General features: G+C 58.8%; 18 protein-coding genes and 2 pseudogenes. 10 read left to right on the forward strand and 10 right to left on the reverse strand.

The features are described 5' to 3' along the window. The 6 genes from BG57_RS29035 to BG57_RS32095 all read right to left on the reverse strand — a co-directional run. A partial coding sequence (locus tag BG57_RS29035; protein ID WP_035970452.1) for an alpha/beta fold hydrolase occupies positions 1–577 on the reverse strand: 577 nt, incomplete at its 3' end. Between the two features lie 164 nt (positions 578–741). Then, the gene (locus BG57_RS29040; RefSeq protein ID WP_035970454.1) at positions 742–2,145 is read right to left on the reverse strand and encodes an NAD-dependent succinate-semialdehyde dehydrogenase; all 1,404 of its coding nucleotides are present in this window, start codon (positions 2,143–2,145) and stop codon (positions 742–744) included. A 98-nt stretch (positions 2,146–2,243) separates the two neighbouring features. Continuing rightward, on the reverse strand, positions 2,244–3,053 hold the full coding sequence (locus BG57_RS29045; protein WP_035970456.1) for a helix-turn-helix transcriptional regulator: 810 nt from the start codon (positions 3,051–3,053) through the stop codon (positions 2,244–2,246). A 377-nt stretch (positions 3,054–3,430) separates the two neighbouring features. Continuing rightward, on the reverse strand, positions 3,431–4,588 hold the full coding sequence (locus BG57_RS29050) for an alkene reductase (protein WP_035970482.1): 1,158 nt from the start codon (positions 4,586–4,588) through the stop codon (positions 3,431–3,433). A gap of 161 nt (positions 4,589–4,749) precedes the next feature. Further along, positions 4,750–5,439 (reverse strand): type 1 glutamine amidotransferase domain-containing protein, encoded by a 690-nt coding sequence (locus BG57_RS29055; RefSeq protein ID WP_035970458.1) that lies wholly within the window; start codon positions 5,437–5,439, stop codon positions 4,750–4,752. 163 nt (positions 5,440–5,602) lie between these two features. After that, positions 5,603–5,908, reverse strand: a complete 306-nt coding sequence (locus tag BG57_RS32095) for a DUF4148 domain-containing protein (protein ID WP_075583242.1) — start codon at positions 5,906–5,908, stop codon at positions 5,603–5,605. 163 nt (positions 5,909–6,071) lie between these two features. On the opposite strand from BG57_RS32095, the pseudogene BG57_RS34010 reads away from it, so the two are divergent. Beyond that, a pseudogene (locus BG57_RS34010) lies at positions 6,072–6,266 on the forward strand (5'/3'-nucleotidase SurE); the annotation flags it as partial. Between the two features lie 418 nt (positions 6,267–6,684). On the opposite strand, the gene BG57_RS29065 reads toward BG57_RS34010, so the two are convergent. Together BG57_RS29065 and BG57_RS34400 are read right to left on the reverse strand one after the other, a co-directional pair. After that, positions 6,685–7,257 carry a tyrosine-type recombinase/integrase gene (locus BG57_RS29065; protein WP_052006076.1) on the reverse strand — a complete coding sequence of 191 codons (573 nt, stop codon included), beginning with the start codon at positions 7,255–7,257 and terminating at the stop codon, positions 6,685–6,687. 27 nt (positions 7,258–7,284) lie between these two features. Further along, complete coding sequence (locus BG57_RS34400) at positions 7,285–7,758, reverse strand: Mu transposase C-terminal domain-containing protein (RefSeq protein ID WP_152562744.1); 474 nt, start codon at positions 7,756–7,758, stop codon at positions 7,285–7,287. Positions 7,759–9,830: 2,072 nt separating this feature from the next. Here BG57_RS34400 and BG57_RS29070 point away from each other — a divergent pair. From BG57_RS29070 to BG57_RS29080, 3 genes are all read left to right on the forward strand, one after another. Then, the gene (locus BG57_RS29070) at positions 9,831–10,034 is read left to right on the forward strand and encodes a cold-shock protein (protein ID WP_008345092.1); all 204 of its coding nucleotides are present in this window, start codon (positions 9,831–9,833) and stop codon (positions 10,032–10,034) included. A gap of 738 nt (positions 10,035–10,772) precedes the next feature. Next, entirely contained in the window at positions 10,773–10,928 is a 156-nt protein-coding gene (locus BG57_RS33195) for a hypothetical protein (RefSeq protein ID WP_160174769.1), read from the forward strand. A gap of 197 nt (positions 10,929–11,125) precedes the next feature. After that, positions 11,126–11,323, forward strand: a complete 198-nt coding sequence (locus tag BG57_RS29080; protein WP_033537232.1) for a hypothetical protein — start codon at positions 11,126–11,128, stop codon at positions 11,321–11,323. A gap of 622 nt (positions 11,324–11,945) precedes the next feature. Here BG57_RS29080 and BG57_RS29085 read toward each other — a convergent pair. Both BG57_RS29085 and BG57_RS29090 read right to left on the reverse strand, forming a co-directional pair. After that, entirely contained in the window at positions 11,946–12,953 is a 1,008-nt protein-coding gene (locus tag BG57_RS29085; protein ID WP_308743624.1) for a trypsin-like peptidase domain-containing protein, read from the reverse strand. A 110-nt stretch (positions 12,954–13,063) separates the two neighbouring features. Next, positions 13,064–13,306: a hypothetical protein gene (locus tag BG57_RS29090; protein WP_035970467.1), complete on the reverse strand. Its 243-nt coding sequence runs from the start codon at positions 13,304–13,306 to the stop codon at positions 13,064–13,066. Between the two features lie 185 nt (positions 13,307–13,491). Here BG57_RS29090 and BG57_RS29095 point away from each other — a divergent pair, with 185 nt between their 5' ends. The 6 genes and pseudogenes from BG57_RS29095 to BG57_RS29130 form a co-directional block, all read left to right on the forward strand. After that, positions 13,492–14,040, forward strand: coding sequence for a hypothetical protein (locus BG57_RS29095; protein WP_229753887.1), 549 nt, complete (start codon positions 13,492–13,494; stop codon positions 14,038–14,040). Beyond that, positions 14,009–14,224 (forward strand): hypothetical protein, encoded by a 216-nt coding sequence (locus tag BG57_RS34015; RefSeq protein WP_035970473.1) that lies wholly within the window; start codon positions 14,009–14,011, stop codon positions 14,222–14,224. Before BG57_RS29095 ends, BG57_RS34015 begins: the two co-directional genes overlap by 32 nt. A gap of 282 nt (positions 14,225–14,506) precedes the next feature. After that, positions 14,507–14,746: a hypothetical protein gene (locus BG57_RS29105; RefSeq protein WP_035970492.1), complete on the forward strand. Its 240-nt coding sequence runs from the start codon at positions 14,507–14,509 to the stop codon at positions 14,744–14,746. A 309-nt stretch (positions 14,747–15,055) separates the two neighbouring features. Beyond that, complete coding sequence (locus tag BG57_RS29110; protein ID WP_035970475.1) at positions 15,056–15,859, forward strand: transglutaminase-like domain-containing protein; 804 nt, start codon at positions 15,056–15,058, stop codon at positions 15,857–15,859. A 355-nt stretch (positions 15,860–16,214) separates the two neighbouring features. Beyond that, a pseudogene (locus BG57_RS29115) lies at positions 16,215–16,786 on the forward strand (tyrosine-type recombinase/integrase). Positions 16,787–18,012: 1,226 nt separating this feature from the next. Continuing rightward, positions 18,013–18,439 (forward strand): tyrosine-type recombinase/integrase (locus BG57_RS29130; protein ID WP_035970494.1); only part of this gene is annotated, 427 nt, incomplete at its 3' end.

Genomic DNA, 18,439 nt, shown 5'->3' on the forward strand with positions numbered 1-18,439 from the left:
ATGCCGGCTGGCTCACCGGCGCGGTGAACGATTCATGCGCCGGCATGACTTGGGAACTCGCCATGAATGCCGCCTCCGCGGCGGCTACATCAGCAGCGAAGTCGGCTCTGAAGTGCTCTGCGTCGAAGTAGAGGTGGCCATCGCCGGTTGCCTTGATGGCATTTGTCGCGGCCGGCATTTTCGTCGTCAGGTCCTTGAGGCTTTCGCCAGCGTCCGGTTGGAAAGCGGCGATGTAGACGAGGCCCGCTACGCGAGAATTGTTGCCCGCCTCGGTAATCACCGCTCCGCCATAACTATGGCCGACGAGGATTGCCGGGCCGTCCTGCGCATCGACGATACGCGTAGTCGCGGCGACGTCTTCCTTGAACGACGTCTCCGGCTCCTGAACCACCGAGACTTTATAGCCGTCCCGCGCGAGGATCTTCGACACGGCTTGCCAGCCCGAGCCGTCGGCGAAATAGCCGTGAACCAGGACGATGTTCTTGACAGGTGCCGCTTCGGCGAACTGCGTGGCGAATGCGCTGACGCCAATGGTCAAGGCTGCGGCAAAACGGCGAATGTTGTTGATGGTTTTCATTTTTCGACTCGAGAAGTTAACGTTGATTGGACAATTGGTTGCAATGGTTCAGCTTGCAGGATGCCGCTGAGAGCCGTTAGCGTACGGATCATGCGAAAGCCGGACGAAATGTTTTGGATGCCTTAACGATACGCGAGGTGATCGCCGCTTTTGGGAACGTCGGATCAATCGACGGTTTTGGCCCACACCGCCTGAGCGTTGGTGAACTCGCGCAGACCGAAGTGCGACAGTTCACGGCCGTATCCGCTCTTCTTAACCCCGCCCACCGGAATGCGCGGATTCGAAGCGGAGAAGCCGTTGATAAAGACGCCGCCCGTTTCAAGCCGGCGCGCAATTCGCTGCGCACGGGCGACGTCGCTCGTCCACAGGCTGCCGCCGAGACCGTAGTCGCTCGTGTTGGCGAGTTCGATAGCGTGCTCGGCGTCGTCGGCAACCGTGATTGCGGCGACCGGGCCAAAGGTTTCTTCGTCGAAAGCAGCCATGCCGGGGACGACATCCGCGAGCACGGTCGGCTCGTAGTAATTGCCGGCGCCTTCCACCTTGCTACCTCCGAGCAGCAGCGTCGCACCTGCCTCGATTGTGCGTTGCACCTGGCCGTGAAGTTCGTCGCGCAAGTCGGCGCGCGCCATCGGCCCGATGGTGGTTGCCGGATCGTGCGGATCGCCCGCCACGACCTGACGCGCGGCGGCCACGAACTTGCGCGTGAACTCTTCTGCAACGGGCCGCTCGACAATGAACCGCTTGGCCGCGAGACAAACTTGACCGGCGTTTTGAAAGCGAGCCTCGATGGCCGCTTTCACGGCCAGGTCGATGTTCGCATCGGCCAATACGATGAAGGCGTCGGCGCCGCCGAGTTCCAGCAGCGTCTTCTTCAACGCGCGGCCCGCCGTGCATGCGACGGCCGACCCAGCCCGCATGCTGCCAGTCAGCGTGACGGCGGCAACGCGCGGATCTTCGATCACGTGGGCCACGGTCTCATTATCGGCATTTAGGTTGGCGAAGAGTCCGACTGGAAAGCCGGCGGCTTCATAAGCGTCCTGCAAGGCGTACGCCGAGCCCATCACATTGGCTGCATGCTTGAGGATGAAGCCGTTACCCGAGAGCATGATTGGTCCCGATGCCCGAATCACCTGCCACAACGGGAAATTCCACGGCATCACGGCGAGGATGGAACCGATCGGCAGATAGGAAACATGGACCTGATCGTCGCCTTCGACGGGCGCCGGCTCGTCGGCGAGAAAAGCGGGACCATGCTCTGCGATCCAGTCAATCGCGCTGGCGCACTTAGCAACTTCGGCGCGTGAGGCGGCGAGCGTCTTGCCCATCTCTTGAGTAATCAGCGCGGCCAACGCTTCCGAGCGCTCGCGCAACGTCGCGGCCAAGCGGCGGTAAGTTTCCACGCGCACAGCCATGGGCGTCGCTCGCCACAGCCGGTAGGCCGCGGCGTTGTCCTCCAGTATGCGCTCGACTTCGTCGGCGGTCTGAAACGGATAGTGCGCGATGAACTCGCCAGTTGCGGGATTGCGCGACGTTGCGCCGATGGCGGTAGGAAGGTTCAGGTTCGACATCTTTGCCTCGATTAAGTGGAGTGACGAGCAGCGGGAACGTTGCTGCAGTGGTGTCACTCTATGCAAACCGGGGCGGGTCAAGAAGGCGTCTTGTGATCCTATGAGTCGGACTCACTGGCAGAGTGTCGAGGAATGTAAGTCACGAGCGAGAGGTCCGGTCTGCCGGTGGGCGTCAACGCAACGTAAGTGAATTCGATGTGGCCGCCAGCTGGATGACGGAGCCGTTTGTCGCCTTCATCGAAACCTTTGACTTCGGTGTCCTGCCACCAGTCGCTGAACTCCGGGCTCAGTTCCGTCAGCTCGTCGATGAGGCTATCGAAGGGCGCCTTATCCGGCGCCTGCGCGCGCGCGGCGCGAAACGCGGAGATCATGCCGCGTGTCATCTGCTCCCAGTCGAGAATCAGCGTGCGATAGGGTTTGTAGAGAAACAGCAGGCGCAGGGTATTACGCTCGTGCGGCTCCAGCGATCCATAGTCGACGAACAGGTCGGCAATGGCATCGTTCCACGCAAGAATGTCGAGCCGCGTGTTGCGGACATAGGCCGGAAAGTTGATCGAGCGAACCAGTCGTTCGAGGCCTTCGGTGACGCCGCCGCTGCCGGTTGCTATCTGCGAAAGCTCACGCGATGAAAGCGCGAACAGATGAGCCGATTCGACGGCGTCGAGCTTGAGCACGCGCGAGATTCTGCGCAGCGCATCGGCGGACGGTTGAATGTCGCGGCCCTGTTCGAGCCAGGTGTACCAACTGACGCTGACGCCCGCGAGGACGGCCACCTCTTCGCGGCGCAGGCCGGGCGTACGGCGGGGGCCGTCGGGCAGGCCAAATTCGACAGGTTGCAGGCGGCCGCGGCGGCTTGAAAGGAAGGCACCAAGTTCGCGTCGCTGCTCGGCAGAGGGTCTTCTGGACATAGTGTCTCGGTTAACGGCGAATGAGCAGGCGGGCGAGCGGACGTGCCGGGCATCTCGCGAGGCAGCTACGACCAGCCAACTGACGGCCCGCGCATGCCTGGCTCGACCGGGAATGCGAACACTATCACGGCAAAATGTCCAAGTTGTGCCACGACGACAAGCGGCGCTTCATACGAAGGCGTCGAAACCGCCCTCGTATGAAGCGCCGCATTTGGTGGTGGCCCCGCACAATGTCTTCCGCGTGGCCCTGCCGCTGGAAAGAGTGAGTCAGCGTTCGCTCAGAACGCCTGGCTCGTGGGACGAAGCACGATCTCGTTGATGTCGACGTCGTTAGGCTGCTCGATCGCACAGGCGATGGCTCGCTTCGATTTCCTTGCTCATGCGATCACCTCGTCTGCCTGAACCGATAATGATTCCGCGTAGGCCGGATAGTCCGTAAGCCCTTCGTCCCCGCCGCCATACAACGTTGCCGGATTCACGGCATTAAGCGGCCAGCCGTTCGCGATGCGCTCGGGTAGATCCGGGTTCGCGATGTACGGGCGGCCGAACGCAATCAGGTCCGCAAGGTTCGCTTCGATCAGGCGTGCTCCGCGCTCGGCCGTGTAGCGACCCGCATAGATGATGCGGCCGCTAAACACCCGGCGGACTTCCTCGCGAAACGCCGCCGGCAGATCAGGGGCGTTATTCCAGTCGGCTTCCGCTATCGACACGTAGGCCGCACCGGCAGCTTCGAGCACCTTGATTGCCTCGATATACGTGTGATGAGGATCGTCTTCGACGAGGCCGATGTACACGCGCTCCTGATCGGTGCTCGTGAACAACGGCGTGAAGCGCACCCCTAGCCGTTCAGGCCCGACCACCGCGGCGACCGCCCTGACGATTTCGCGCAGAAAGCGCAAGCGGTTGTGCAGCGAGCCGCCGTACTCGTCCTCACGTTTGTTCGAGTGTGCCGAGATGAACTGATTCACGAGGTAGCCATTGGCCGCGTGAATCTCGACACCATCGAAGCCCGCACGCAGCGCGTTCTGCGCAGCCTTTGCGTAGAGGCCGACCAACTCGCGGACCTCGGCGACGCTCAGCTCGCGTGGCACCGATGGTTCGACCAGCGCGCCGGTGCCGGGACCGGTCCCGATGAACGCCTTGACCTTCTGTGCCGCGATCGGCGAAGGCGCAACCGGCGCTGCGCCGTGGGGCTGCAAGGCGGTATGCGAGACGCGGCCCACATGCCACAGCTGCGCGAAGATCACGCCGCCTTCAGCGTGTATTGCGTCGGTCACGCGAGCCCAGCCTTCGACCTGTTCGTCGCTGTAGATGCCGGGTGTCCACGCGTAGCCCTGACCGCGCGGTTCTATCTGCGTTCCCTCGCTGATTATGAAGCCGGCGCCGGCGCGCTGGCGGTAATAAAGCGCGCTCGATGCGGTCGGTATGTCGCCCGGCTGGGCCGCTCTCTGGCGCGTCAGCGGCGGCAGCACGATACGGTTGCGCAAGATGTGCCGCCCGAGCTTGAGCGACGTGAAGAGTGAAGGATATTCCATGTTCTTTTCGCTCCCGAATGGACCCAGGTCGCGCATTGCGACGGGCTGATCGAGCCGGCTGCGCGCGATCATGGCGATCCTGCGCAATCAGCTAACTGGCTCTCTGGTGAAAACGTCGCGCGCTTGCCCGAAGGCAACGCGCGTCGGCAGACAGGCGGCTTTTATTGGGCGGCAAGCGCCGGGTGCTGCATCAGAATGGCGGCAGCGGAGGACGACGAAGCCGGGTTTTGTCCGGTGATGAGCAGTCCGTCGGTGACTACATACGGAGCCCAGTCGACGGTCTTCGAATAAATGCCGCCCTTGGCCTTGAGTTCGTCTTCAACGAGGAACGGCACGATCTCGGTCAGGCCGACCGCGTCTTCTTCCGAATTCGCGAAGCCCGTCACCTTCTTGCCTTCGACCAGCGGCTTGCCGTCCGCCGTGGTGACGTGGCGCAGTACGCCCGGTGCATGACACACGAGCGCAACGGGTTTGCCGGCGGCGATGAACGACTGGATCAGCGCGATCGAATGCGGGTCTTCGGCCAGATCCCACAACGGGCCATGGCCGCCGGGATAGAACACAGTGTCGAAGTCCACCTGCGAGATGCTGTCGAGGCGCACGGTTGCCGCGAGTTGCGCTTTGGCCGCAGCGTCGTTTTCAAAGCGGTGTGTCTGGTCGGTCTGATTGGCCGGCTCGTTGCTCTTCGGATCGAGCGGCGGCTGACCGCCCTGCGGCGAGGCCAGCACGATCTCGGCGCCCGCGTCCTTGAACGTGTAGTAAGGCGCCGCGAGTTCTTCCAGCCAGAAGCCGGTCTTGCGGCCCGTGTTGCCCAATTGATCGTGCGAGGTCAAAACCATCAGTACTTTCATGTCGTTCTCCCGTTGCGTGATACGTGAGTTGTGAATTTGAGTTGTGAATTGCCGGCAACGCTGTCATGACGACACGGCTATGTAGTCAGTGCTTCGCCTCGGCAATCGCTTATGGCGCGTCACGGTCCGTTCGTTTGGTCGTGACATCGTTCGCGGGGTTGAATCAACGGCCTGAATACAGAGACCGGACGCCGTGGGTCGCCGGTGCGCCACTGGCCGACGAACCGCTGCTTACACCGCCAAAGCCGCTCGCGGACTTTTCCTTCGCAGCCACACGTGCAGTGGCGGCCTTGATTTGCGCCGGATAGAACGCCTGATCGCCTTGGCCAGCACGGTATCCAGCCTTCTGGATTTGTACCAGCTCATGGCGAACCTGCGCACGGCTGACTTGATCATTCGACTGAGCGAACGATGCTGCGGGGATGGCAAGGGCGGCGGCGACTGCAACAGCATTGAAGAGCGGTTTCATGATTTCTTCCCAAGGTTGTCGTTGACTAAAGTGGCGAAGTAACTGTGCTTGCAGCAGCGAGACAGAAGCAAAGCTGCTGCAGTGGTTTCACTTTAAGCAAACGAAACCGAGGGAAGAAGGCGTCTTGCGATCCTATGAGTGAAGGTCACAGGCAGGCGCACGTCTGATGAAGGCCGCGCCACCCACGCTCGCTTTGTCGAGCATCAATCGCGGCGCGAACCTGGGCGTGGAGACTGTTCTCGGGCAGCGTCGGTGCAGCGATGACGGGCCTGCTGCCCGGCCTGCCTTGGATCGCGCTCAGTCACACGTTTAGCGACCTTAAAGCGTGCGCGGGGACACCGCGCGTAAGCGGCGCCCATTAGCGAAACGGCCGCCGTTGTGTCGACGCGCATTTCGTGTGACGCCGCTGCACTTCGACTGCACCGCCTTGCAGATCTTCGCGACACTTCAGGCCGGCTTGCAAGGAAACAGGTTTTAGGCGGAAAAAATAAAGCGCAACCACACGCACATTGCGGTACGTGGCCGTTCAGCGACGAAAAGCAGACATCGCAAGTGCGGTCAGCAACTGCCGGCGAATGGCTCCTAATGGCCGGCTTGAGGCAGTGCCACCGGCATTTTGCTCGCCGGAAACCGGTTATTGAGCGGGGGCAGACAAGACCTCGGCTATTCAAATTGGACGGTGCCTCGACCGGCGGCTCGTGGCCGAGAGGAGCGGCGCGCTAAAAGCGCGAGGCGGCCGCAGCGACCAACAGACTGTCGCACGGCCGCGGGACCTCTTAGATCTCAGTTTGCTCGGAGATCTCAAGCGCATCGTCGACCTCTATACCGAGGTATCGAACGGTGCTCTCTAGTTTGCTATGCCCAAGCAGAAGTTGAACCGCTCTCAGGTTCTTCGTTCGCTTGTAGATCAACGTCGCTTTTGTCCGCCGCATCGAATGTGCGCCGTAGGTAGCCGGATCAAGGCCGATTGCGGCGACCCATTGATGTACCTTCCGGGCGTACTGCCGCGTTGAGATATGCGGCGAACCGGAAAAGCGGCTCGGGAACAGGTATTCGTCGGACCGCAGCTTGGCCTTTTCGATCCATGCAGCGACCGCAACCCGTGCGGGCTCGGTGACCTCGAATTGCACTGGCCGCTTGGTCTTGCGTTGCATTATCATCGCACGCGGCAGAATCTGATTGCCGTGGGTTACATCGCGCACACGTAGGTTGACGAGGTCGCAGCCACGCAGTTTGCTGTCGATCGCAAGATTGAACAGCGCTAAGTCCCGAACCGCGTGCATGTTTTGGAGGTGAATCCGGATTGCCCAGACGTCCTTCGGCTTCAGCGGCGGCTTTTGACCGACCAACTTGCCTTTGTTCCAGGGCTCACGGGCTTAGATTCCTTTCGGATGTAAGACGTATATTTCTCCGAGATCGTGGGGATCGAATTTGACCGTTGTTTTGAAATTAACGTTGATTTCGTTACGTAATTCGAATAGTGCGTCATTGGTATAGGTTATGTAAGATAGCCAGACTCCGTTCTGACGCACTGTGACCTCCCTACTGATACCTGCAATGACGTTTAAACTGCTGTAATTGTCTATGAATGACGGAGCTGGGCACTTCTCCAAACCTTCAAGGAAGAGGTCGATGGGGCGGGAAAGCTTCTGACAATGTATCTGGAACGGATGAACGTCGACGACCCATCGTAGAATTCCTTCACAAAGGTCATTGAAGGTTACACACGCCGTCACATTAGGGTCGATCGGATCGGCATTTCGTCCAGCAGGCCTTGGTCGTCCTTGCGGCGGAAGTTGTCGGCAAGCTTCCCCAATATAACGCTCGACTACTGGCTTGAACCAAGGCATTCGAACCGGACAGTTTTCGACGTTGATGCCCAGGTCGTTCGCTATCTCCTTGAGTTTAGACGAGTGATAACGGCCAGTTGCGGCCGGTCAATCTCGCCTCATCGACGCCGTTCGAATGACTGGTTCTCTCTCGGACCTGCCAAATCACAGCGCTCAACGATAGAGGCGACGCGGGAATGCAGGGCGGCAGATCGGCGCGGTTCGAGAAGCCCTCTCCGACGAGCGAATCGGTTTAGTCCGCGTCGACACGCCAACACCGATTGTGATCGTTTCGTTCATGCTGTCACGCCAGCGCTCCAACGTTTCTTTGCCATCCGCCATAAGCTTCTATCTTTATTCGTATGGATCTCGGGCAAGTGCGATCAAGACGGCGAGCCTAAGTGATCTTCTGCGGAGCGAGTTAGCGCGTGCTCCAAACGTGGCACTATCAATTCCGCGATGAGGGTCATCCTAGTTGCGTCCCGATCGTAAAACGCAAGGGTCGATCCAGAACTTAATAAAGCCAACGTATTGATCCGTCGCGCTGGCGTGCTTCACCGTCAAATGCGGAAACCCTGCCCATTGGGTTCGACTTGGCTGATGCAGAATTACGGCGCAACGCTTCGGAACTGGTTGGTCAGTAGTGCAGCGTTTACCTTCGTGCGGTTACTCCGCTTCATTGGTGACCATGCCTAGGGCCGGACCCGTCAGACCGCCGCATTCACACTCGCGCCTAGCCTGCGCAATACGAGACGGAGCATATCGGACGCTGATTTACCGCGAGCAACACCTGTCCGGGATGTTGTCTCGAGAACGCCGATATTTTCCAGCGCGTGAGGGCTTGAGGGCATTCGTGTCTCGTGTCATTCATGTCTCGACCGGCACGACGCCAGGGCGACGAAGCGCGTGGCGCCTTCTGACCCGCCGTGACAGGCGTCGTCTCGGACATTGCCGCAATAATCCCGCGCCCCTCGTACCGGGGGCGCATAATGATCTATGTGTATGCTCAAGGATGTTTGATGAACGCGAATGAAAAAGGTCCCGTGCACCGTGGGCTTCGAGGCTTTACGCACTTGATCGAAGAAATGGGCGCTAATCGCTCGAAGGAAAAATCGCGCGAAACGGTGCGGACGCTTCGAACCGTCGCCGGTGTCAAAGGGTTCGTGAGGGGAGCAATAAAATAAGTACGCTACCGCCGAGCGCCTAGGCGATGACCAGCCTAGCGGACTGTGACGTTTCGCACTACCGCGGCATCGAGCGTGTTCTGTTCAAGGAGCGGCGGCGAGAAGCATTAGGCGCCATCTAAATGTTCGTGTGGAACACGACCGACGTGGACTTGCGTGCCGCAGTCGCCGTCCTAGCGGTCCTATTGTCTAAATGCGAGCCATCTGCCTGGCTTTGTGGAATGGCACCGAAACAAGCGAGACTAAAGCTGCGGACGGGCATTGGTAGGTGCCTCGCGTCATGTTTTGACTTGGCGTTGCTGAGAGGCCTGCTGGTCGCGTGGCTCTCATGCGTGTGGCCGTGCGACGCCGGCGCGGCAACTACTGAAAGGTGCTTCGATGATAGTGATGACGGTTACTGTGTTGGCCTTGGTGGATGGCTCGTCTTGTATCTGGCTAACGAGAACAGCAACGACAGCATTCGGCGGGAAACATGGGAACGCGAACTTGGGGTTCGCATGAAGACCGCTAGAAGACGCCTAAACGGCCCAAAGTGTTGAGCGGTCAACTCGTCAACCGTCCGAGTTTAAAACCATCATGCGTTCGGGAGGACGATTGCCGCGCCGGCACGTGCGTGCGCGTTTCGGCTTGGGGCTGCAACGGCTCACGGCCGGTTTCCGCATGTCAAGGGCCGATCGGTAATCGCTTCGTCATTAGGGCGCAATTACCCCGCCGCAGTTCAACTGGGAGCCGGCCCGAAAAGCTTTGACAAAGCCACGCCGGCACTATATTGTGAACAACGAAATATTCAAGAAGCTCGATTGCTGATCACCATTACTCGCGTCGTCGGCGCGGTACTCGCTGTCCTCTCTTCTTCCTTGAAGTTTTTGTCGCTCCGCTCGCGAGCTCTTATTTTTTCAAGGAATTCTCATGGATACCGGTACAGTTAAGTGGTTCAACGATAGCAAGGGCTTTGGTTTCATCACCCCTGATGCTGGTGGGGACGATCTCTTTGCTCACTTCTCGGAAGTTCAAGGCGACGGCTTCAAGACGCTCGCAGAAAATCAGAAAGTAAGCTACGAGACAAAGCGCGGCCCGAAAGGCATGCAAGCCGCGAATATCTCGCCGCTGTAACGCAGTTCAAGGGCCGGTTTTCCGGCCCTTTTGCTGTCGGTACAGTCGACACCCGCGCTGCGCGACGGGCCGCGATCACATCGGCGCGATCTAACGGCACATCTCTGTCCGATGCGTCAGACAATATAGTCAGCTCGTCCTGCCAGTCATTTTTTCCCGAAAACACGGGGTCGACTACCGGTGAATCGAGTGTCCGATCATAGCTGTTAGACGGCAAGGTGACGCGCAGTGCTACGGCGGTCTGCTCTAAGTCGATATAGGCAACCGTTTCAGCGGCTGAACAGAGCCGGCGAGAACCCACATGTCATCGCTAGCGGTCAAGGAAGCGTGGCTATGAGCGGGTCCGCGGCAGTCTGCGACCTCATCAACGATTGCCTTTCGGCCTTCGCAACGGAGTAAAGCAGAGCGACTCCTGCAAAGCGGGCAATATCGTCGCGTTGAAAAAGTCTGTACTCCTGGCGACTGCATGATCGGTATATCCGCCGTTGCAACGCGCTGGATCATCCCCAACCTATCGCAGGCACACGCCCTGGAGGGCAAATGTATCCTCTACTGGAGTTTCTTTCGACACTTCCGCAGTTCCACGCAGATCGTGCTCGGAGCGAAGTGGTCCACATTGGCACCGGGTGCACTTTGTCGCGTAGGGACAGCTGCGGGCCCGAGGTCGATTCAGTACTTCTCGCTCGGTGGCCGGGGCAACCGCTAGGCGATGCCAGCACCATTGACGGACTCGATGCCGTGAACTTCTATATGCGTGAAGCGCGTAGCATGGGCGCCGAGATCGGCCTGCTCAACCGAGCGATCGGTGTACTCGATCGATCGATGGGCGGTGAGACGCTTTTTTCGAAGCCAATCTACGTTTCGCCGGCGCGTGCGACCCAGGACGGCAGTTGACGGCCGGCGAAATCGACGTCATGTGCGTCGCTCGGGCTCGCGCCCCGTGGCAGTCGCCACAACCGGACTGCATCCGTGATAGGCCGTGCAGCAGATCCTGTAACGAAGGCGTGTGAGAAGTGCGCGCGGACAGTCTAGTATATTTCAAGCAACTCGCGGCTATGCTTGTCGTGTGGGGACCCACCCTGGGGATTGACATGGCGACAGAAGAAAACGTACTTGCTACCTTTGAGCAGTTCAACGTTGAGGGAAGAGACTACGTCACGTTGAATGACGCGTGCAACGGACTGGCGCAGTGGCTGGCGTCGGCCTGGGATCGTCTAGAGGAAGGCGACGCCCAAATTTTGGTGGCCGTCGGTGCCACGTTGTGGCGAGAGGGCTATTCCCAGAGATAGTTTCCGTCGTTGCTTGACAGTTGCCGACGTCGGCTGGCGGCACCGCTTAAGAAAGGAAGGAGGCTCGGGCTGCGGCATGCCATCTCGACGGGGCGTGCGTCCGTTTCACCCTCCGTTTGCGTTCAGACAGGGTGAGTTCCGTCAGCGAGTGGAGACCGTAGAACAACATTCACTATGCCGGAAGCTCATAAGGAAATCGATCGAGGTTGGCGGATAGCCGGGCGGTTCGGGATCTTTCAGACGAACGTGGTCGTCGATTAACGACAGCATTTTGCCAAGCGGAATCGCGTAGATCGTATCCTTGTCGATCGCAACCGATTCGGTGATGTGCCCAATTGATAAGCAGGCAATTTGCCGAGTACGTCGGGCGCCTGGCATGGTTTGATCCGGTGACAGCTGAAGGACCACCACGAATGCAAGCCCTGGCGCGCGGATGCCGACATGGTGAACCCGTGCCCATTCCGCAAGCCTCTGACGGCGCTATCTCGGCCCCCCTGCAGCTTTTCGAAGCGGCGCTGCCTCGGAAGGCCGGTGAGTTTTTTCGTCCGTCGTCATGGCGAGCCGAACCGCTCGAGCAGCTTTTGTTGGAAGGTAGCTACCGGCGCCGGAAGAAACGATTGCCTCAATGTTCCGTGAGCGTCATCAGAATGTCCGCGTACCATGCGCTGTTGAGGCCGAGCGTCTCGTCGACCTGGAGGTCGCGATCGCCCATGTCAATGGTGGATGAGTGAACGCCAAGAAGCGTCCATGGCAATCTCTCACCCGTCGCTGACTGTTCCCTCAACGGCTTGCTCATCACCACAGGTGCGCCGCTTGTCCCTCGATGCGTTCGCGCATCCGTAATGAAGCATCCCTTACCCTGAAAGCGGAGACCGAAAGCCGATGCAACGACGCCTTGTCTCACGACGGGCAGATGGTGGAGCGAGTCGTGAAAGCCGAGCGGGAATCCTACAATGAGAACCGAGGCGCCTATCGGCATGACATCCCCTGACTTCGGCAGATGTTCAGGCGTGAAAGCTTCGAAGACGGCACTTGATGGCAGCCTTGCTTTGTGCATTTCCAGCACCGCGACATCGATCGTGCCGCCGTCGTCCGAGCCTTCACGCCACATTGCGAGGCCTTCCGAAAACAATGGCATCGAAAACCACGTCGACGCGCCTAGGTTATTTAGATCGACGTGAAGCTCGATTTCGAGGCGATCGGGAAAGTGCTTGCTAGGTTCGTCGTTGACTACATGACGGCTTGTGACGAGAAAGAGGCGCTGGTCACGGGCAAAGAAGAAGCCGCTTGCATTGGTAAGATGCTGTGCGCTGGCGAAGGTTCTCACACGGGCCGCCGTGAGAAGCAAGTTATCCGCAGTCGGTCGATGCAGTGCGGGAACCTGTACCGGTACAGTTGAGCCGGCGCTTACGAGCGGCAAGACAAGTCGGCTGATCAGTCGAAGCAGCGCATCTTGCTGCGGCGTTGCGTCGTCGGCGGAAAGAAAGGCCGACAGGGACAAATCTGATGAGCGCCCCCCTGAAGCGGTGCTGGGAACGTGCCGAACGACGAGATGATCGTTGGCTGCGGCAACCAACAGCCACCTATCGCCATTCGGGCTTACGAACAGTTCGACAAGGTTAGCGTTCATTGAGAGGTCTATGCAACGTATGAAGCTCCGAGGGCGAGATCGTCGAGATAATTGGATGCATGACCAATAGGATTGAGCGGCGACGGTAAAGCCCATGCAAAGCCGGCTTGTCAAGCCTCGTGCTGCGCATCGAGAAACGTATCGACTGCCGCCTGCCCGGCGCTCTCTGCATTGAAATAAGCTAAGCGATGAGTAAAGGGACCGTTATGAATCTGAATGCTGTGGCCGGCGCGACCAAGCACGCCAAGATTGGAGCCGCCTTTGAGCTGAAACGTGACGTCATACGGATCTTCGGCTGACATCGCCAGGCTGACGTGGATCTCGAAGCCGCGGAATGGAATGATGCGGTACATAGGCGCTCCATTGGTAGAGACAGGCGTCTCTTCGGACTTACGGAGAATGCTTAAGTATAGCCCGTCAATTGCTAGCAGAGCGCGCTTCCTTCTGACATCAGCCCAGGTTGCGCCTATCAAAGTTAGCTGTACAAAGTCTCCGAAGCGGGTAGCATGGGACGTGCCGACTGGACAGCGATGCCACTTTGGCTTCCAGCAGTGCTTCGACTATCTTACCGAAGTCCGTCATTCGGGACCGTGCAACGCGGTCGATCTGTCAGTACTACCGAAACTACTTCTCACACAGTCATATTTTGGCGCCTGAACGGCGCGAGGGCTCACTCATGGCAGTCAATTTTCGCTTATATCGGGGGCTGGAAATCTATCCGCTCGTTTTTCCACGCCAACCGACCTTGTGCGGTCACGGTCACAACTATGGGGACGGTTTCGATGCCGCCGTGCGCATCAAAGAGCCGGAAGCGGAAACCGGTCAGTCGCGCAGTTGCGTGTTCAGGCTGCCCGCACAAAGCGGGTATCAGAGCTCGGGCGATGCACGGCGCGCCTGCACGGCGTATGCAGAGGAAGTGATCGACACTTGCCCAAGAAGCCGCGCGTTCTTCGGCAAGCAGACGAACCATCGCGTGCGGGATGCAGCGACCCAGCAGAATGCAACGGCCCAAGCGCGCCCGCCTTTCGAACCGGTCGATAGAACAGTTGAAGATCATGCAAACGAGTCCGACGAGCTTTCGCATTGACCCGACGCCCCGAAGGGCAGACGGCGAGTACATGGCGCACGCACGCATCAGCGGTCACGCCGCGGATGGCAGCCCGACCGACGTGTTTATTAGCGGTGACCTCGGGGGCTTCGACCTTCGCGCAGATGCCGTCGAATTTGCGACCAAGTGGGCGCAAGAGTGGCTTGCAACACGCTTCAGATGATGCGAGCGGCCCGCGCCCCGCTTACGGCACACTGCGCCGTGCCGTCGGTCTGCACTGGTTGCCGGCCGTTCCTCGACGGCTTCGAGGTCCTTCAACAAATGCGCTAACGCACCGGTATAGGACTAGAAGCATTCACGAAATCGGTCGTTGCGGTCCTGAAGGTTCCGGTACGTACATATTTGATTACCCGTGGTGGCGCATGCATGAGAACCTATCCCAAAGGTTGCGTAGACCGTCCGATGCTGACTCATGTTAGTCTCCGAAGACGAAAGGGAGGCTTTCATGCACCGAACGATCGCATACCGCGACTTCGAGATTCAGATCGAACTGACTTCGGCTGCCGACGAGAACACCTTTGATGTGACCGTTCAGATAAGGGGCGCCACGAACCTCGAAGTGCTCGGTGCGCGGGGAGGCCGCATCCCGTTGCGCAACGGACCTTTTACTGAGCGTTGGGCCTATCTGGTGGCCGAAATTGCCGGCCAAGCAGCAATCGACGTGTTACTCGGTCCCGCCGATTGACTGCATGTCTGTTTCCCGACCCACTACGCTCAGTAAGTGTTAATGGACGGCGCCTAGCCGGTTTCGGGGGTAAGGTCAGGTTGACGATCACCCGCGTACGGAAATGAACATCGGTCGGCCCCGATTTTGAACCGGCAAGAAAGCGCCCTTTCAAGATTCCGCTCAGCAACGACAGTAGGCAACTATCTTTTGCCAAGAGCATGAGCCCGGTAGTGGGAAGCATCCCTTGTTGCCTTGTGCCGCATTGCATCTCCGAATACCAGGCCCAACGGCACCTGCAATCAGCGAACTACGGAGGATCCGGGATCCATGAGACTTCGCGTCGGATACGAACTGTGGTACGAGTGCCTGCAGCCCACGCCGGTGATGCTGATGCTGAACACGCATTTTTCGCACGCCAAAGATGTCGTTGTGGCGGATGTCCTCGTCACCGATCCGCCGCTGCCGGTAAGGCAATATCGCGATTTGTTCGGCAACCTATGCAGTCGGATCGTGGCACCTGTCGGACGTGTGGCATTGAGCACCACAGCGCTGCTGAATGTGTCAGATTCCATGGAGACGCGGCCCATCGAGGGGTGGGCGCATCCGGTCGAGCAGTTGCCCGACGATACGCTGACTTTTCTATTGGGCAGCCGCTATTGCGAGACCGATCTACTGGTCGAGATCGCGTGGCAAATTTTCGGTCAGTGCACGCCGGGTCGCGACACTGTTCTGGCAATCTGCGACTACGTGCACCAACACATCGAATTTGATTATGGGCATGCGCGACCGACTAAAACTGCGTGGGACGTGTACCGCGAACGCAAGGGCGTCTGCCGTGATTTCGCCCACCTGGGCGTCACCCTATGCCGGGCGATGAATATTCCGGCGCGCTATTGTACGGGCTATATCAGCGATGTCGGCTTGCCGCCCGTTACCGCGCCGATGGATTTTGCGGGATGGTTTGAAGCTTACGTGGGCGGTAGCTGGCAGACGTTCGATCCGCGAAACAACGCGCCGCGTATTGGACGTGTTTTGATGGCATACGGGCGCGATGCCGCCGATGTCGCAATCAGCAATGCATTCGGGGCCGCCGTGCTAACGCACTTCAAGGTGCACTGCGACCAGGAATGACCGGGCCACGCCCCTCCGACACTAAGCCGGCGCGGTAATATACGGATAAGATGCGTCGCGCTGCAATGTGCAGTTTGAAGCGAACGGTCTGTTGCGCGGAGCTGAGCGTTGTGGCGCGACGCGTGAGACTGTCCAAAGCATTGAGGTCTTTCCAGCGGCCGCTTTGGAGAAGGCTAAGTGCCCGTTGCGGGTCGGAAATCCGACTCACTGACTGCAATCTGCTGACCGGCCGATCTGGGACGCACCTTGACCATATCCGAAAGCGCAGAATCGATCTTCCTTCATTGAAGAGGAGGTTTTCATGGAAACGCTTAATTCCTCCAACGCACACTGGGTGCCTTAGAACAAGGGAAGGCTGACCGGTCAGAAGCCGCCATTGAAGCTCCGTGAGATCTGGGCGATTCGGACGAGGCTCCAGATGTCGTCCAACACTCGCGAGTTGGCGCTGTTCAACTTGGCAATCGACAGCAAGCTTCAAGCGTGCGATCTGACGCGACTGCAAGTGCAGGACGTCTTCGTCGGAGGTCATGTCCTAGCTCGCGCGACTTTCATGCAGCAAAGACGCATAGACCAGTGCAGTTTGAGATCACGGAGCAGACTCGTCAAAGCGTCTCTGCCTGGATATCAACGCGGGGATTGAAGCCTGCCGATTATTTGTTTCCGAGTCGGCTGCATGCTTCGGCACATGTATCGACGCGCCAGTATGCGCGCATCGTTCATCGTTGGATCGCGTCGATCGGACTCGATGACAGTGCTTATGGTACGCACACCATGCGTCGTACGAAAGCGTCGTTGATCTATCGACGCACCAAGAATCTGCGCGCTGTCCAGTTGCTTTTGGGCCACACAAAAATTGAGAGCACCGTGCGATACCTCGGGATCGAAGTGGACGATGCGCTCGAGATGGCTGAACAGACGGAGGTTTGATAGCCGGCCGGCGAGCGTGCGCTTGTCGGGCCAGGAGGCGACGCTCGCCAGGAGATATCAGCGGACGAGCGCCAGTCTGAATAACCTCTTCGAAGTTCGCCAATTCTCGGTCGCTGAGAATCGAAATGTCTCCTTGTCACGGTTTCTCCCCACCGCTTCGCTGTCCGAATGTCTAATTATCGGCATAGTCGGGCCGGAAAGCCGCCATGCACGTGCTCGCGAGTCGTTTTCGCTCACATGTGCCTATTTACCAGTCATTCGACGTCGACAGAGCAGCGGGCTTCTTAAACTGTCTTTTCGTGGCCCAGAAAGTGCGCACAATGATTACCTCGTTGTGTTTCGCTACCGATGGAATTCGCCATGTCGCGCTTGATTAAGGTTGGAAATCATGAGTACCACGTCGTGGTACACCCGCTGGTTGCTGGCGGCTTCGCCTTCACCGTTGTCGACATAGACCTGACAGGACCCAAATCACCGAGGCTCGCCACGACAGCGCAGTTATGTTCCCTACCGAAGAAGACGCGTACAGCCGCGGTTCAGCCTACGCACGTCGGCGCGCTCGGCTCTATAGACGTTGACTTGTCGCAGCAGCGGTGCGGCGCATACCAGTGAACCTCGCGGGTAAGTGCTTCAGTAGTTCGCATGGCTATAAAGGACGTTCCTTCATGACTGCACCACCTCAACTACCTGTGCTGCGCTTGGATGGAGATATCTTCTTCAAGCAGCGAATTGTCAACAAGACGTTTCGAATTCAAGTCACACACGAGTGCTTGATCGACTTTTTTGGTTCGGATGGCTCAGTAGAAGGGGACAACAAAGCGTTGCACGTCAATCACCAAAGGATCGTTTCGATCGCAACCCGGAAGGTGATGACAGGCACAATTTCGCCGGTTAAAGTCCTCCGTGACGACTTCAGGACGTTCTCTACGGTCGGCGGCGATAGGGGCCATCGACCGAGGTAGGCGTTGCCCTTTTGAAGAGCTTCGCGTTCCGTCTAGCGACAGCTTCGCGGTTCGGTGCGAGTGGCATTGTCGCGGGCGACCGTTCAAGCCTCGGAAGCAGCCGTTCAAATGGCTACGGTCCAGCGGCTGCAACGGGTCGGGAGAAGGAAACCGCTCACGCGGTAGGGGCTGCGGTTCGACTTGGCGGGTATTGAGAGGTGGATGGTGCGATTCCGTATGTTGAAGGTCGGGGCAATCCGCCCCGTTCTTCAACGGAGCCGCATCATGACCTCCATTCAACCGGGCATCAGCCCTCTGCGTCAGCGTATGACAGATGACATGCGCATGCGCCAGCTTTCTCCGAGGACTCAGGCGAACTATCTGCGCATCGTGCGTGAATTCGCTCGTTATCTCAAACGCTCGCCCGACACCGCGACGGTCGAAGACCTGCGAAACTACCAGTTGTATCTGGTCGATCGCGGAACATCGCCTATCTCTCTCAATGCGGCAATCACCGGCCTGAAGTTCTTCTTCGACATTACGCTTCAGAAGCCGGAATTGATGGCTCGGATGCAGCCGGTGCGCGTGCCGCGCGTACTGCCGGTTATCCTCAGCCCCGACGAGGTCCGGCGACTGATTGCGGCAACCGGTAATTTAAAGCATCAGACAGCGTTGTCGCTCGCCTACGGCACCGGGTTGCGGGCCGGCGAAG

Source organism: Caballeronia grimmiae, assembly GCF_000698555.1.
Taxonomy (GTDB): Bacteria; Pseudomonadota; Gammaproteobacteria; order Burkholderiales; family Burkholderiaceae; genus Caballeronia; species Caballeronia grimmiae.